The organism is uncultured Maribacter sp. (assembly GCF_947500985.1).
Lineage (GTDB): Bacteria > Bacteroidota > Bacteroidia > Flavobacteriales > Flavobacteriaceae > Maribacter.
In genome coordinates, this window is sequence record NZ_CANMTX010000001.1 from 630,818 (window position 1) to 645,325 (window position 14,508).

17 protein-coding genes are annotated in these 14,508 nt (G+C 33.7%); 4 read left to right on the forward strand and 13 right to left on the reverse strand.

Annotated elements, in window-relative coordinates; genetic code table 11:
• Positions 1 to 100: 100 nt before the first annotated feature.
• From rplI to rpsF, 3 genes are read right to left on the reverse strand one after another with little or no spacing between them, the layout of a single operon-like run.
• On the reverse strand, positions 101 to 553 hold the full coding sequence (rplI, locus tag Q0871_RS02895; RefSeq protein ID WP_299317653.1) for a 50S ribosomal protein L9: 453 nt from the start codon (positions 551 to 553) through the stop codon (positions 101 to 103).
• 12 nt (positions 554 to 565) lie between these two features.
• Complete coding sequence (gene rpsR, locus Q0871_RS02900; protein WP_027067300.1) at positions 566 to 862, reverse strand: 30S ribosomal protein S18; 297 nt, start codon at positions 860 to 862, stop codon at positions 566 to 568.
• 5 nt (positions 863 to 867) lie between these two features.
• Positions 868 to 1,209: a 30S ribosomal protein S6 gene (rpsF, locus tag Q0871_RS02905; RefSeq protein ID WP_027067301.1), complete on the reverse strand. Its 342-nt coding sequence runs from the start codon at positions 1,207 to 1,209 to the stop codon at positions 868 to 870.
• 230 nt (positions 1,210 to 1,439) lie between these two features.
• Here rpsF and Q0871_RS02910 point away from each other — a divergent pair, with 230 nt between their 5' ends.
• Complete coding sequence (locus tag Q0871_RS02910; RefSeq protein ID WP_027067302.1) at positions 1,440 to 2,132, forward strand: LytTR family DNA-binding domain-containing protein; 693 nt, start codon at positions 1,440 to 1,442, stop codon at positions 2,130 to 2,132.
• Positions 2,133 to 2,187: 55 nt separating this feature from the next.
• Here the strand turns inward: Q0871_RS02910 and priA are convergent, their stop codons facing one another.
• From priA to nadC, 4 genes are read right to left on the reverse strand one after another with little or no spacing between them, the layout of a single operon-like run.
• Complete coding sequence (gene priA / locus Q0871_RS02915; RefSeq protein ID WP_299317948.1) at positions 2,188 to 4,644, reverse strand: primosomal protein N'; 2,457 nt, start codon at positions 4,642 to 4,644, stop codon at positions 2,188 to 2,190.
• 2 nt (positions 4,645 to 4,646) lie between these two features.
• Positions 4,647 to 5,087 carry a DUF2147 domain-containing protein gene (locus Q0871_RS02920; protein WP_073244830.1) on the reverse strand — a complete coding sequence of 147 codons (441 nt, stop codon included), beginning with the start codon at positions 5,085 to 5,087 and terminating at the stop codon, positions 4,647 to 4,649.
• Positions 5,077 to 6,051: a YihY/virulence factor BrkB family protein gene (locus Q0871_RS02925; protein WP_299317662.1), complete on the reverse strand. Its 975-nt coding sequence runs from the start codon at positions 6,049 to 6,051 to the stop codon at positions 5,077 to 5,079. Before Q0871_RS02925 ends, Q0871_RS02920 begins: the two co-directional genes overlap by 11 nt.
• Positions 6,052 to 6,909 (reverse strand): carboxylating nicotinate-nucleotide diphosphorylase, encoded by an 858-nt coding sequence (gene nadC / locus Q0871_RS02930; RefSeq protein WP_299317664.1) that lies wholly within the window; start codon positions 6,907 to 6,909, stop codon positions 6,052 to 6,054.
• A 65-nt stretch (positions 6,910 to 6,974) separates the two neighbouring features.
• On the opposite strand from nadC, the gene rlmH reads away from it, so the two are divergent.
• On the forward strand, positions 6,975 to 7,448 hold the full coding sequence (rlmH, locus tag Q0871_RS02935) for a 23S rRNA (pseudouridine(1915)-N(3))-methyltransferase RlmH (RefSeq protein ID WP_299317667.1): 474 nt from the start codon (positions 6,975 to 6,977) through the stop codon (positions 7,446 to 7,448).
• 24 nt (positions 7,449 to 7,472) lie between these two features.
• On the opposite strand, the gene Q0871_RS02940 is transcribed toward rlmH, so the two are convergent.
• The 6 genes from Q0871_RS02940 to Q0871_RS02965 form a co-directional block, all read right to left on the reverse strand.
• Positions 7,473 to 8,291, reverse strand: a complete 819-nt coding sequence (locus tag Q0871_RS02940) for a type IV pili methyl-accepting chemotaxis transducer N-terminal domain-containing protein (RefSeq protein WP_299317670.1) — start codon at positions 8,289 to 8,291, stop codon at positions 7,473 to 7,475.
• Between the two features lie 170 nt (positions 8,292 to 8,461).
• Positions 8,462 to 10,354 (reverse strand): phosphoglycerate dehydrogenase, encoded by a 1,893-nt coding sequence (gene serA / locus Q0871_RS02945; RefSeq protein ID WP_299317673.1) that lies wholly within the window; start codon positions 10,352 to 10,354, stop codon positions 8,462 to 8,464.
• Positions 10,355 to 10,494: 140 nt separating this feature from the next.
• Positions 10,495 to 11,283 (reverse strand): alpha/beta fold hydrolase, encoded by a 789-nt coding sequence (locus Q0871_RS02950; RefSeq protein ID WP_299317676.1) that lies wholly within the window; start codon positions 11,281 to 11,283, stop codon positions 10,495 to 10,497.
• 10 nt (positions 11,284 to 11,293) lie between these two features.
• Positions 11,294 to 11,989, reverse strand: coding sequence for a DUF3307 domain-containing protein (locus tag Q0871_RS02955; protein ID WP_299317679.1), 696 nt, complete (start codon positions 11,987 to 11,989; stop codon positions 11,294 to 11,296).
• A 2-nt stretch (positions 11,990 to 11,991) separates the two neighbouring features.
• The gene (locus Q0871_RS02960; protein ID WP_299317681.1) at positions 11,992 to 12,597 is read right to left on the reverse strand and encodes a SatD family protein; all 606 of its coding nucleotides are present in this window, start codon (positions 12,595 to 12,597) and stop codon (positions 11,992 to 11,994) included.
• Between the two features lie 97 nt (positions 12,598 to 12,694).
• Positions 12,695 to 13,147, reverse strand: a complete 453-nt coding sequence (locus Q0871_RS02965; RefSeq protein ID WP_299317684.1) for an isoprenylcysteine carboxylmethyltransferase family protein — start codon at positions 13,145 to 13,147, stop codon at positions 12,695 to 12,697.
• A 59-nt stretch (positions 13,148 to 13,206) separates the two neighbouring features.
• On the opposite strand from Q0871_RS02965, the gene Q0871_RS02970 reads away from it, so the two are divergent.
• Positions 13,207 to 13,791, forward strand: coding sequence for a non-canonical purine NTP diphosphatase (locus Q0871_RS02970; protein WP_299317687.1), 585 nt, complete (start codon positions 13,207 to 13,209; stop codon positions 13,789 to 13,791).
• Positions 13,781 to 14,425, forward strand: a complete 645-nt coding sequence (locus tag Q0871_RS02975) for a DUF4337 domain-containing protein (protein ID WP_299317690.1) — start codon at positions 13,781 to 13,783, stop codon at positions 14,423 to 14,425. Before Q0871_RS02970 ends, Q0871_RS02975 begins: the two co-directional genes overlap by 11 nt.
• Positions 14,426 to 14,508 lie beyond the last annotated feature (83 nt).

The window sequence follows — 14,508 nt, forward strand, 5'->3', positions numbered from 1 at the left end:
AATTGGTTTTGAGTTATTTATGAGTTCTTTAACAAAAATACCAATAAAGAAAGAGCTATGCAGGCATAGCTCTTTTAAATTTATCAACTTAGATAGTTAATTATTTTTGCTCCGCAACTACTTCGAAAGCAAAATCAACAATCACCTCACGGTGTAATCTAATTTGTGCGTTGTAAGGTCCAGTTCTTTTAACCGCACCACCTTGAATGCTAATGAATTTTTTGTCAATTGCATGACCTTCTTTTTCAATTGCAGCAGCCAAATCACCATTGGTAACAGAACCGAATAATTTATCGGCAGTACCTGTTTTAGCAGTAATTTTTAATTCTAAAGCTTTTAATGCTTCTTCTACTTTCTTAGCAGCATCAACAACTTTTTTATCTTTATGTGCTCTTTGCTTTAAGTTCTCAGCTAAAACTTTTTTAGCAGAAACGGTAGCCATAGCAGCTAAGCCTTGAGGTATAAGGAAATTTCTTCCGTAACCGTTCTTAACATTTACTACGTCGTCTTTAAAACCTAAATTTTGTACGTCTTCTTTTAATATAAGCTCCATGATTCTTTTCTTTTATTTTAATAAATCAGCAACATATGGCATTAATGCCAAATGACGAGCTCTTTTTACGGCTTGTGCCACTTTTCTTTGATACTTCAATGAAGTTCCAGTAAGTCTTCTAGGTAACAATTTACCTTGCTCGTTTACCAACTTCAATAAAAAATCAGCATCTTTATAATCTACGTACTTAATACCAGATTTTTTAAAACGACAATACTTCTTCTTAGTGTTGGTTTCAATGTTTAATGGAGTAAGATACCTGATCTCTCCATCTTTCTTTCCTTTTGCCTGTTGTTGTAATGTTGCCATAATACTTAAGCTTTAGCGGTTTTGTTTCTTGTTCTTCTTTTTTCTGCCCATGCAACAGCGTGCTTGTCCAACTTAACGGTCAAGAAACGCATAACACGTTCATCTCTTCTAAACTCCTGTTCGTAAGGTGTAACTACCTCACCAGTGTTAGTAAATTCAAACAAGTGGTAAAAGCCACTCTTTTTGTTTTGAATAGGATAAGCTAATTTTTTTAGCCCCCAATTCTCTTTAGCTACCATTTTGGCGCCATTGTTAATTAAGAAATCTTCGAATTTCTTAACTGTTTCCTCTATCTGAACATCAGATAGAACGGGATTCAAAATGAAAACAGTTTCGTAATGGTTCATATTATATTTGTTTTTAAAGAGTGCAAAAATAGATATTTTTTTAAAATAATTATAAGAAATACGAATATTCTTCGTTATTAAGTGGTAACAACATTAAAAATTAATCCAAATCTTAAATATATCATCATTACCAATTACACGATCAACAGTGCATTGTTCACATCTTTTGTTGCAGTTCAGCATGTTTTTTCGGTTCTTTGTCGATGATTTAACCCCACAAATCAACCCTTATGAAGTTAAGAAGTATCATCGTTGACGACTCATCTATGCAAAGGATGGCCGTTGCCAAGTTGGTAAACAATCATCCGAATTTGACAATGGTAGCTGAATACAGTAATGCTATCGAGGCCAAAAACGGAATCAAGAACCATGAGATCGATCTTATATTTCTTGATGTTGAGATGCCAATCATTACAGGATTTGACCTACTCGAGTCCCTAGAAAACAGTCCTCAGGTAATTTTGATTACCGGTAAACCAGATTATGCACTTAAAGCATTTGACTATGACGTAACGGATTATTTACATAAGCCGATTACCATGGCACGTTTTGACGCATCTGTTAAAAGAGCTGTTGCGAACTACGAACAATTGCACAGAGTCAATGAAGACGAAGAGCACATTTTCGTAAAGAGTAACCTAAAGAAAAGAAAGGTTATTTTAAATGATATTAAGTGGATTGAAGCACTTGGTGACTACATAAAACTAGTAACTGATGAAGCTAATATCGTAATCTTATCAACAATGAAGTCTTTTGAAAAGCAATTGCCAGAAGATAAGTTTTTAAGAATTCACAAATCATACATCATTAACCTTGAAAAGGTTGAAAAATTCAACAGTAAAAACGTTGAAGTTAGCGGTAGATCAATACCTCTAAGTAGAAATAAAAAGACAGAATTAGCGGAAGCGCTAAGTAACGTATAATATATGGTATAATTTTACTTTCAAAAAAGACCGCTAATTAGCGGTCTTTTTTAGTTTATATATGGTCTACATTATATATGACCCTAACACTTCTATACATTGCCACTGCTTTAAACGATTTTTCTATTCGCCTAATATTTGCTTTTGTCTGCGGCAATGAATGTGCTTTTTGAACTTTTATAACGATATGTTTCAAATACTGATTTCTAATTCTCGCCACTGGCGGATATTCAGGTCCCAAAACAGTACCACCAAAATTAGTACGTAGCGCCCCTGCAAACCAATCTGCAGCTTCATTCAGCACATTGTAATTTTTATGCTTAAATGTTACCTTAATAATTCTATTTACCGGAGGATATTTAAATTGCTCTCTTTCATACAGCTGCTCGGTATACATACCTTCATAATCACTGGTAGTTACTTGTTTTAATATTTGATGATATGGATTATAGGTCTGTATAACTACGCGACCTCTTTTTTTGGTTCGCCCTGCCCTACCCGATACTTGCGTTAATAATTGATAGGTTCTCTCATGAGCACGATAATCAGGAAAATTTAATAACGAATCTGCATTCATAACCCCTACCAAATTCACATTTCTAAAATCGAGGCCTTTAGTTACCATTTGGGTACCTACCAAAATATCTAACTCGTTTTGCTCAAAAGCCGTAATTATTTTTTCATAACCATGTTTGCCCCTGGTAGTATCTAAATCCATTCTACCAACTTTAGCTTCTGGAAATAACGCTGAAACCTCTTTCTCTATTTGTTCGGTACCAAAACCTTTGGTATCTAAATCTGGACTACCACATGCAAAACAAATTTCTGGCAATGCTGTATGATGACCACAGTAATGACAACGTAATTGATTTCTATATTGATGATACGTTAAACTTACATCGCAGTTTGGGCATTGCGGTGTATGACCGCATGTTAAACACTCCATTAATGGCGCAAAACCACGTCTATTCTGAAAAAGTATGATTTGCGCACCTTCTTTAAGGGTTTCTTCAATTTCCATAAAAAGACGCTCAGAGAAATGACCTTTCATCTTTCTTTTTCTAGAAGCTTCTTTAATATCTACCAACTCCATTTCTGGCATTAGCACATTACCATAACGTCTGGTAATTTCCGCGTAGCCATATTTACCCGTTTGCACATTGTAATAACTTTCTACACTTGGTGTTGCCGAACCTAACAGAATACCTGCCTTATGTAAATGACCTAATACTATAGCAGCATCTCTAGCGTGATATCTTGGTGCCGGATCAAATTGCTTGAAAGAACTCTCGTGTTCCTCATCAACAATTACCAATCCCAACTTACTAAAGGGCAAATACATTGCTGAACGTGCACCTATCACCAATTGTGCCTTAGGTTTTGCTTGCAAAACGTTTTGCCAAACCTCTACACGCTCTTGAACATTATATTTAGAATGGTATATGGCTATTCTTTCTCCAAAATATTCTTGAAGTCTACTAATAAGCTGCGTTGTTAAGGCAATTTCTGGCAATAAATACAAAGCTTGCAGCCCTTTTTCTAAACATTCTTCAATTAGCTTTACGTAAACCTCTGTTTTACCCGAAGATGTTACCCCTTTTAGCAAGGTAACTTTATTGGCTTCGAAAGAAGCTTTTATATCAAGTAAGGCTGTTTCTTGATATTCATTTAAATCCTTAGTATCAGAATTATCTGGATCACCATCATAATTGACTCGATCGGTCTTAATAAAATACTCCTCTAAAATTCCCTTATCGACCAGCGACTTTATAACTGCTTTAGAGCTGTTGCTAGATTTTTCAAGTTCAGAAACCTTAATCGGATTTTGACTTTTTCCCTGCAATTGAAATAATGAAAGTACAACTTGACTTTGCTTAGGTGCTCTCGTAAGTGAATTTAATAACTCTTCTAATTTTTCATCAGATGTATGCTCTGTACCCAATTTAACATACCTAACCAACTTTGGTTTGTATTGATCATATACTTCTTCTTTTAAAACAATTACTTTTTTCTTTAATAACCGTTGAAGTATAGGCAGTACATTTTTACGCTCTATTATTGAAGAAACTTCTTGAACCTTTAGTATAGATTGATGTTGTAATGCTTCAAATACTAAAAACTCATCATCTAAAAGTTCATTTTCATCTATTTCGTATGCCGTATTTCTAAGAACTAAGGTTTCACTTTCTAATAAAAAAGCACTAGGTAGAGCACTTCGCACCACTTCGCCCAAAGTACACATGTAATAGGAAGCTATCCATTCCCAATGTTTAAGCTGGGTCTCATTTACTATGGGGTATTCGTCTAATAACTCATGAATTTCTTTTGCCTCGTAGACTTCTGGTGGATTATTGTGAATGCTCTGAACTAGCCCCGTATAAATTTTAGATTTACCAAAAGGTACCGCTACACGCATACCTGGCTGCAGTAATGCCGCCTCTTCTTCGGTTATACTGTAAGTAAAACTTTTCTCTAGCGGAATAGGTAATATTACGTTAATAAAGTTCGCCATAGTTATCCCTCCACACGTATCCATGTTTGGGTTCTGTAGATAAATGCCAAATACCCTCGCACTTTTAACTCATCTTCATTTTCTGGATTTAACCATATCTTAAAACGAAAAGTCATTGCTTGTTCTGGATCAAATAGTCGCTTACCCTTCCATTCTCCATCATCATGCAACTCACCGTCTGTAATAATTTCCATACCGGTTACGGGTTTATCTTTTAACTCTCCATCGCATTTATCACAAATTCTTCCTTCTTGCCCTTCTTCTAAAATCTTAACGACCTTACCATACATTTTTCCTTCTTTCTTATAGATTTCTATTACACCTTTTGGCAAACCTGTGCGGTCATCAATTGTTTTCCACTTACCAAAAACGGACTGAGCAGAAATGCTCATTGTAATAAATACTGTGAATAGAATAGTTAACTGTATGCTCTTATTTATCATTCTTTTTTGTGATTTTACGTAATGTATTCAGCGATGCGTTCAGCTCGAACCCAAGTAGCAATATATTAGAATTTAACCATATGTAGACCATTAAAATTAATAATCCTCCTAACGCACCATATAATTCATTATATCTGGCGAACTTTTCAACATAAATTCCGAAGAGATATGATGTTAATAAAAACAGGGTAGTTGTCATTAAGGCTCCAAAAGAAAAAAACTTTGCTTGCTTTCCTTCTCTTGTACCAAAATAATAAAGTATTGCAGTAGTAAAATAAGATAGAATTATAAAGAATAACACTTTTGCTATTTGCACCCCTACTACTTCATCTTCACCCAATATATACCCGCCTTGTTTTGCAGCGAATTCAGATAAATAACCAAGCACATAAAATTCAAAATATATATACGCTACAAACCCCACTATAATTAATATTGCCAAAATCAGACCCACCATCAAGGCATATAAATACTGCCTAAAAAAATGTCGTGTTAGATCGATATGATACGATGTTTCGAAACCGCCAAAGATGGAGTTTACACCGTTAGCAATTAGAAATATTGAAAGCAAAAATGCCGATGAGAGTAAGCCACCGCGTTTTTGGTCTTTTATTTGCTGAAACACCTCTCCAAAATAATCACCAGTTGCACTTGGCAAAAAAGACTCTAAAAATAACTGGAATTGCACATCGAAATCTCCGTGCTCAATACTAATATAAGACACCATAAACGGAACCAAAGTCACCATGAAAATTATCAATGGAAATAGTGCCATAAATAGACTAAAGGCAATAGCACTGGCACGAGTAGACAAAGTACCTCTTAAAATACCAAGTACATACATTTCTATTAGGTCATAAATAGAAAGCCCCTCAAAACCAGGTAGCCTAATTTGTTTTAGAAATCTGACAAACCAATTTACAATAGGAATTTTTGCTAGCTTTTCTTCGACCTCTAAAGACATCTACACCGCTTTTAAACTCAAATCTAAATTATAAACCGAATGTGTTAATGCACCCGAAGAAATATAATCTACACCGCATTCTGCATAATCCCTAATCGTTTTTTCATTGATCCCACCCGAAGATTCTGTCAAACACGTATTACCAATTAATCTTACAGCTTCGCGAGTATCTTCATAATTAAAATTATCAATCAATATTCGATACACTCCTTCTGTCTCTAATATTTCTTTGATTTCGCCTAAGTTTCTTGCCTCAACGATAATCTTTAAATCGCGACCCGTTTCTTTTAAGTAGTTTTTAGTCTTATTGATTGCTTTTGCAATTCCGCCAGCAAAATCAATATGATTATCCTTTAGCATAATCATATCGTACAATGCGAATCTGTGATTTTCTCCACCACCAATTTTAACCGCCCATTTCTCTAGGGCACGAATACCTGGGGTTGTTTTTCTGGTATCCAGAATTTTTGTACCAGTACCCTTCAACAGATTAACGAACATATGGGTTTTGGTAGCTATTGCACTCATTCTTTGCATTGCATTCAATACTAAACGCTCAGCTTTTAGTATGCTTTGAGAACTACCTTCTACATAAAATACAATATCACCGTGACTTACTGGTGTACCGTCTTTAATTAGAACTTCTATCTTTAAATTAGGATCAACAAAATAAAATACAAGCTCAGCAAAATCTACTCCGGCAATGATTCCTTCATCTTTTACCAATAATTTTGCTTTACCAGTAGCTGTATCAGGAATGCATGCCAACGAACTATGATCACCATCACCAACATCTTCACGAATGGCATTTGCTATGATTAATGTAATCTCTTCTTTAAATTGTTCTTCTGAAATCATATGTATTAAATCTATTGTGTTGCTAATTTACAAATCCATTTGCGAAATTGATTTACTTTTGGCATATGACTATAAAACTTTTAGCTATTGGTAAAACTGATAGCTCTCAACTACAAGAACTCATTGAGGTATATCAAAAGCGATTACAGCATTATGTCAATTTTGAAATTGAACTCATACCAGATTTAAAGAAGACCAAAAACTTATCTGAGGACCAGCAGAAAGATAAAGAAGGTGAACTTATTCTTAAGAGATTAGCACCTACAGATGTTTTAATTCTTTTTGATGAAAAAGGAAAACAGTATACTTCTGTTGAATTTTCAACCTTTTTACAAAAGAAGATGAATTCTGGTATTAAACAATTAGTTTTTTTAATTGGTGGACCTTACGGCTTTAGCAATGAAATCTACTCTAAAGCGACTGGAAAAATAAGTTTATCGAAAATGACCTTTTCTCATCAAATGGTGCGCTTATTTATAACCGAACAAGTTTATAGGGCATACACTATTTTAAAAAACGAACCATACCACCATCAATAAATCAATAAGATCCTTTAAAACCTGCTAAGCCTGCTTTTCAAGTGATTTCACCATGTTTTCAGACACACCCTCCAAATCCGTAAGTTCTTCCATTAAAAAAGAAATGAGCTCTTCTTTATGCTCTACATTTTTTTCAATCTTGAGAACATGATTATAATTCTTTATATTTTTCATGTGAGAATTAAAAGCATGTGTTTGATGCCATGCAATTTCTTTTAATTTCTGATTCTGAATTGCCATCTTTTTTATAGATGGATTAATGAAAAAGAAAATCTCTATTATTAAAATCAATAAAGAAAACACTGCAAGTTCTAATTCTATAACCATTAACGTTTCAACATCTTCCTCTGATGCTTTTTGCAATTGCCCCACAATGGTATCCATAATTATTAAAAACTGATCTGCTGAAGTTGATAATTTTTCTAAATCAATAGATTTTAATTGATTAAAATCATTAGTTGTTTCTAAAATAAAATTTAGATGTGGTTGTAATCTATCAAAGTTTTTTTGAATTTCTTCATTATCTAATTTTGGTATTCCTGTCACATCATTACCTCTTTGCAACGAAATATTTGAATTAGAAAATTTATTCATCGCTAATCTTAATTTTCCATAATCACAATTGCCATACCTGCATTCATAAACACTTTTTACAATTGACTGAGACAGCATTCTTTGCCTACCCGCCACATTAATTCTTAATGCATCCTGCCGCTGTCTAGCTAAGGAAAATTGTATTATAGACTGTATCACAATCGTCAATATAATTACAGTAAAAACCAATAGGTAGTAGTTATTAAAACTCTTACCAGATTTTAATTTCGATAAAATCTTTTTCCACATAATCAAAGATATTTCCTACAAAATGTAATTGTATAAATACCATAACCTTGTAGAATTAGAAATGTTGTAGTAAATAGTAAAAATTAAATAAAAAAAGTGCAAGTTCTTCAACTTGCACTTTCGATATAAAAGAATTTTTCTCCTACTGATTTCAACTGCTGTGCAGTAATCTAATAAAGAACTCTAAATTTGATAGTATTCTCAACTTTTCTTAAAGCCTTTATTACGTCTTTATTATACTCTTTATCTAAATCTGTAATAACGTAACCTACTTCATTATCAGTAGAAAGATATTGACTGTTGATATTTAACTCGTACTCAGCTAATACTTTATTTATTTTAGCCATAATACCCGGCACGTTCTTATGTATATGTAAGAATCGGTGCGATTTATTCTGTTTTGGCAAACGAATATTTGGGAAATTAACGGCATCAACCGTATTACCTGAATTAATATAATCCATTATTTTATTAGGTACAAAATCTGCTATATCGCGCTGTGCCTCTTCTGTACTACCACCAACATGCGGAGTCAAAATCACATTGGCAAAGCCTTGTAATTTTGTATGGAAATCTCCATTACTAGCAGGCTCATCCGGATAAACATCTATTGCAGCCCCACCAACATGACCATCTTTTAATCCTTCTGCAAGAGCATCAATATCAACCACAAAACCTCTAGAAAGGTTAATTAACATAACACCTTTCTTCATTTGCTTTATTTCACGCTCACCAATGAAGTTTTTGTTTGCTTTATTATCATCTATGTGTAGTGTAACCACATCAGATACATTTAATAAATCTTCTAACGAATTACATTTTACCGCATTACCCAAAGCTAATTTATCATCTACATCGTAGTAATAAACACGCATACCCATGGCTTCTGCCAAAACTGATAATTGCTTACCAATGTTACCATAACCAACAATACCCAAGTTTTTACCACGAACTTCTCTTGATCCAGCAGCCGTTTTTTGCCACTGCCCTTCATGAATTTCTCTACTACGATCAAACACACTACGCATTAACATAATAATCTCACCAATAGCCAATTCTACTACAGATCTTGTATTACTATATGGGGCATTGAAAACTACAACACCTTTCTTCTTAGCAGTTTCTAAATCTATTTGGGTAGTACCAATACAAAAAGCACCTACTACCAATAATTTATCGGCAGCATCCAAAACAGTTTGGGTAACTTGTGTTTTAGAGCGGATACCAAGCACGTGAACGCCCTTGATTTTTTCTAGCAGCTCTTCCTCAGACAAGCTATGTTTAATCAATTCAACGGAAAAACCGTCTTCTGACAAATTATCGAATGCAGCTGTGTGCACATTTTCTAATAATAGAACCTTAATTCTATTTTTTGGGTACGAGATATTTCTTGGCAATTTGTTCACAAATAAAAATTCATCTAAACTTGGTGTAACATAATCCGCATTACTAGCGGCTTTTTCTCTATGCACGTTTTCGGTATATGCAAAAAACTTATGTGCAATACCTGCTTCGCGCATTACATAATCACTGTAACCATCTCCAATCACCTGAACTTCTCCGTCCAAATTCATTTGCTTCAAGCAATCAATTTTGCCGTTATGCTGAGATAGCACGTTCTTTTCATCGAAACCGATGATATTCCCTTCTTCGTCGAATTTAAACGTATTTGCATACACTCGATCAGATGGTATATTATATTCTTTGACAATAGGATCAATAAACTCTTTAAAACCACAGGATATTACATAAATATCATCTGCATACTTTTCAAAAAAATCTTTATTCGCAGCTATAGACTTAGATATTTTATTTCTAAGGTTATCTACCAATCCGTCTAAATCTTCCTTTTTGGCATGTAATAACTTTATTCGACGCTCTAAAGACTCAGTAAAGGAAATATCGCCATCTATTCCTAAATTGGTGATTTTCTGTATTTCTTTAATAACCTCGTCTTTGTTAGACCTTCCTTCTAAGGTCATTTCGGCAAGAACATCTAATGCTTCTACCCTAGTCAACGTACTATCGAAATCAAAAACGTATTTTCTACTAGCTTCTACCATTATTCTCTTTTGATTGGATAAGAATTTTTGTTATTAAAATAAGAAGCAAAAGTAAAAATTTAATTTATCCTGATAAATGATATCCTGTAAATAAAACAAAAAGGTTATGTTATGATGCAAATTGACAAAATGACAATCTTTTAATCTAAAAATTGAAGAACAGATAATGAGAAGCCTTCAGTCTTATAAGTGCCATTATGATCTCCTGGCACTCTTTTTAAACTGCCGTTTTTAAAGGTTTTACTTAATTCCTCTGCATTTCCATTGTCTGAATCTTGATCTCCACAAATTACTAATACATCAATTTTAATTTTATTTAAGTCATCTATAGAAGTAATAGGTTGAAATTTTTGCTGCAAATGTAATGATCGTAAATCTGCATTTATTGATTTAGCATAGTCTACCGCACCTTTGGTTATCTCATTTACTTCGCCATCAAAAGCTTTTGCGAACATAATTCTTCTATCCCAATCGGCATTTGTAAAATCTATACCCATACCACCTAAAACTGCTTTCTCTATGCTTTCATCTTTTGTCAGTAATTTTGCCAAAACAATACTTCCTCTTGAATAACCGACAGCTTTGTACTTCTCAATATTTAAATGATTCATCAACAACAACACATCTTTTACTTCGGCATTGTCTTTATACGCTTTTTCACTTTGAGGGTTATCTGAATCTCCATTACCACGTAAATCTGGAATGATTACGCGATAACCAGCGTTTAGCAACCCTTTCTTTAAAGCAGTTTTATCCCAAGATTTTCTAGAATTTATAAATCCGTGTAGTAATAATATCGCCTCTCCACTACCCTCATCCGTATAAGCGATTTGTACGCCGTCAAATGATTCAAATTTGTTTGATTGGGAAATAGCTGTTTGAGATAAGATGACCAGCAACAAAAAGAATAAAAAATACCGTGATGACATTATGCTTTATTTAAGAGATATACAGAAGCCCCGCCAAGATTGCTAACCCAAAACTTACTAAAGTACCTATTAAAATATACTCTGTTAGTTTTCTATTATTGCGCTCTTTAAGATCATTGAATCTAAATACAGATTTTGCCGCTATTAATAAGCCAATAACTTCCCACCTGCCTATTACTATAAAAATTAAAACGAATAGTCGCTCTATCATACCAATATACTTACCCGCATTTGGTAGCGATTTATGATCTGTCTCGATTTGATTAGACATTCCCTCTAAAATCATCCCCATTATAATTGCCGCCGGATAGGTTACAAATACGATGGCAGTAACTAAATACCAGTCTAAATTTTCGAATAAAGATATAGTGTGAGTGTATAGATCTGTGTAAAAAGCACAGCAATATATGACTAGTATATGTAAGATTTGATCTATAAAAAACGGAATGCTTTTATTCTTAAATAAATCATTTGAATATAATTTCAATACATCAATGACAAAATGAGCTATGGTTACTATTAGAGCAATTTTCCATAAAGACAAATCCCAAAGAAAAAGCATGTACAAAGCAAAATGCAATAGTACATGCAGGTATAGAAACTTAGATTTTATTTTATTCGATTGCTTGTGAAGCACCCATCTCGTAGGTTGTAACACAAAGTCTCCGATTAAATGAGCCAATACTAGTTTTATAAAAATCAACATATTTATTTACTGGTAATTAATTCTTTGTAATATGACAATACATCTAAAACCAAATCTAATCTTGCTCTTTTTAAACGCTGACTTACGGCAGACTGTTTTATACCTAATTGTTGCGCAATTTCTTTTTGTGAATAATGCGGATAGTCTAATGACAATGTTACTATTTCTGCAGAAACAACACTCCAATCATCCATAAAATCTAACGCTAAGCGTAACATTAAATTTAACGTTCGATCATTTTCAGCTTCTCCTGTTGCAATACTAAGATTTATTTTACTCTCTTTAAGTGTTTCAAAATTACGACCAGACCGCTGGTATGCAGGTCCGTTAGATTCGGTTACTCCCGTACCAATATAGGTTTCCAAACCTATACCGATCCCCATTCTCACATCCAAACCTTTTATGGTTTTAAGCATTGCTTTTATTCGTATGGCAGTAAACAAAGCATTTCTCTCTGTGACTTTCAATTGAAACTCATCGCCACGGTATATCTCCCAATTCATTGGTGAAGCACCAAATTGGTTAAAGTAATTCTTTAACAAATCAATCCATTGCGAGCTAGGATGATTTTCAGAATTAATAATATCTCCGGTAATTATGGCTATCATGATTATTAGTTAAAACGCTAATATATTAAATTATAAGCTAATTGATTAATATTTATCGATATTAACGTAGTCATTAATACAGATAAATAAAAATAACTTAAAACCAACGCCTTGTTAATATACAATAATCTTTAAAAGAACGCCCAAATTTTTCTAAGAGAATTCGTTCTTCAGGTATAATTTGAAATCGATTCATATACCCTACAAACCCTGCAGCGATCAGTGTATTGAAAGCATTTCCTAAAAAAACACCTAGAGCCAATAGCACAAGAAGCAGCGCCAAATACATAGGATTTCGAGAAAACTTAAAAATTCCGCCAACAACTAAATTAGAAGCTTTATCTGGTTTTGTTGGATCTATGGTCGTACTTGCTCTTTTAAACTGAAACAATGCCAGTACGCCAATTATAATACCAATACCCACTAAAATTTTGACAAGCAACATTCTTCCATAAAAATCAAAATAACCTATCGGTAAAAATTCTGCCAATAGATACATCATCAATCCGAAACACAAAAACACTAAAGCCGGTGGTACTTTTAACTCCATTTTATAAAATTACTACTTTTGTTGATGTAAATTGACAAACTAGATTTCAAAATGTTCCCATGAAGCTTGTATTTGCCACCCACAACGCAAACAAATTAAAAGAGATTCAGCAATTGGTACCATCATATATCGAGCTGGTTAGTTTAGATATGATTGGTTGTACTACCGATATACCTGAAACTGCTACCACCCTAGAGGGTAATGCAAGAATAAAAGCAGATTTTATAACAAATACGTATCAACTACCTTGCTTTGCAGATGACACGGGGCTCATTGTAGATTCTCTCAATGGTGAACCGGGCGTATATTCGGCAAGATATGCAGGTGCTGAAAACGATTCAAACGCTAATATGGACAAACTATTAGCCAACTTAAGTGATATAAAGAATCGAAATGCTTATTTCAAAACCGTAATTGCCTTAAACTTACATGGTAAAACCCATATATTTGATGGAAGCATACACGGGGAAATTATAGAAACAAGAAAAGGAGATAACGGTTTTGGTTATGACCCTATATTTCAACCAAACGGTTATAAAGAAACTTTTGCGCAATTGCCATTATCCCTTAAAAACGAAATAAGCCATAGAGCACTAGCATTTAAAAAATTGATTACCTACTTAAATAGTATTCATGATAAATAAAAAAGATAACGGCGAAACAGTAGTCGTTTCAATTGCTTCAGAAAGAGCAGAAGCTATTGGCGGTGTACTAATTGCTTTATTTGCCGCGCTTATGGCAATATCACAAATGGTAAATGGCGAATTAGAAGAAGAAATGATGATTGCCCACAACAATGTGGTAAGCTATTCTAGTTGGTACCAATCTAAAAGTATTAAAGAAAGTTTGAAAGAAAGTGAACTTGACTACTTAAGCACTTTAGTTGAAAGCGGTATTGTTACAGAAGAAAACAGACCGGTAATTGAACAAAGAATAGCTATTGTAAAAGATAAAATAGTAAAGTACGAGTCAGAAAAAACAGAAATTCTACTAGGATCAGAACAAGTAGGCGAAGAAAACTGGGTTCAAGACATAGAGGGTGAAATGGGTATTATTACCGGAGTTAAACAGTGGGAAAAATTGACCAAAACCTATGATTACGCAACCAAAAAATTCGACTATGCATTACTATTTTATCAAATTTGTATAGTACTTGGCGCCGTATGTATCATTATTTATGATAGCCCAACGCTACAAAAAGGGCTAATTGTGCTTATGATTATCTTTGGTATTACGGGCACTTTCCTATCTATATATGGCTATACGCTAGCTCCGTAGTATTACTTTCTAATAAATTATACTGATTCAATTATTAGCAGTACCTTTGCCGCTTAATTAACGCCGCTGGTATAGCATGTGTT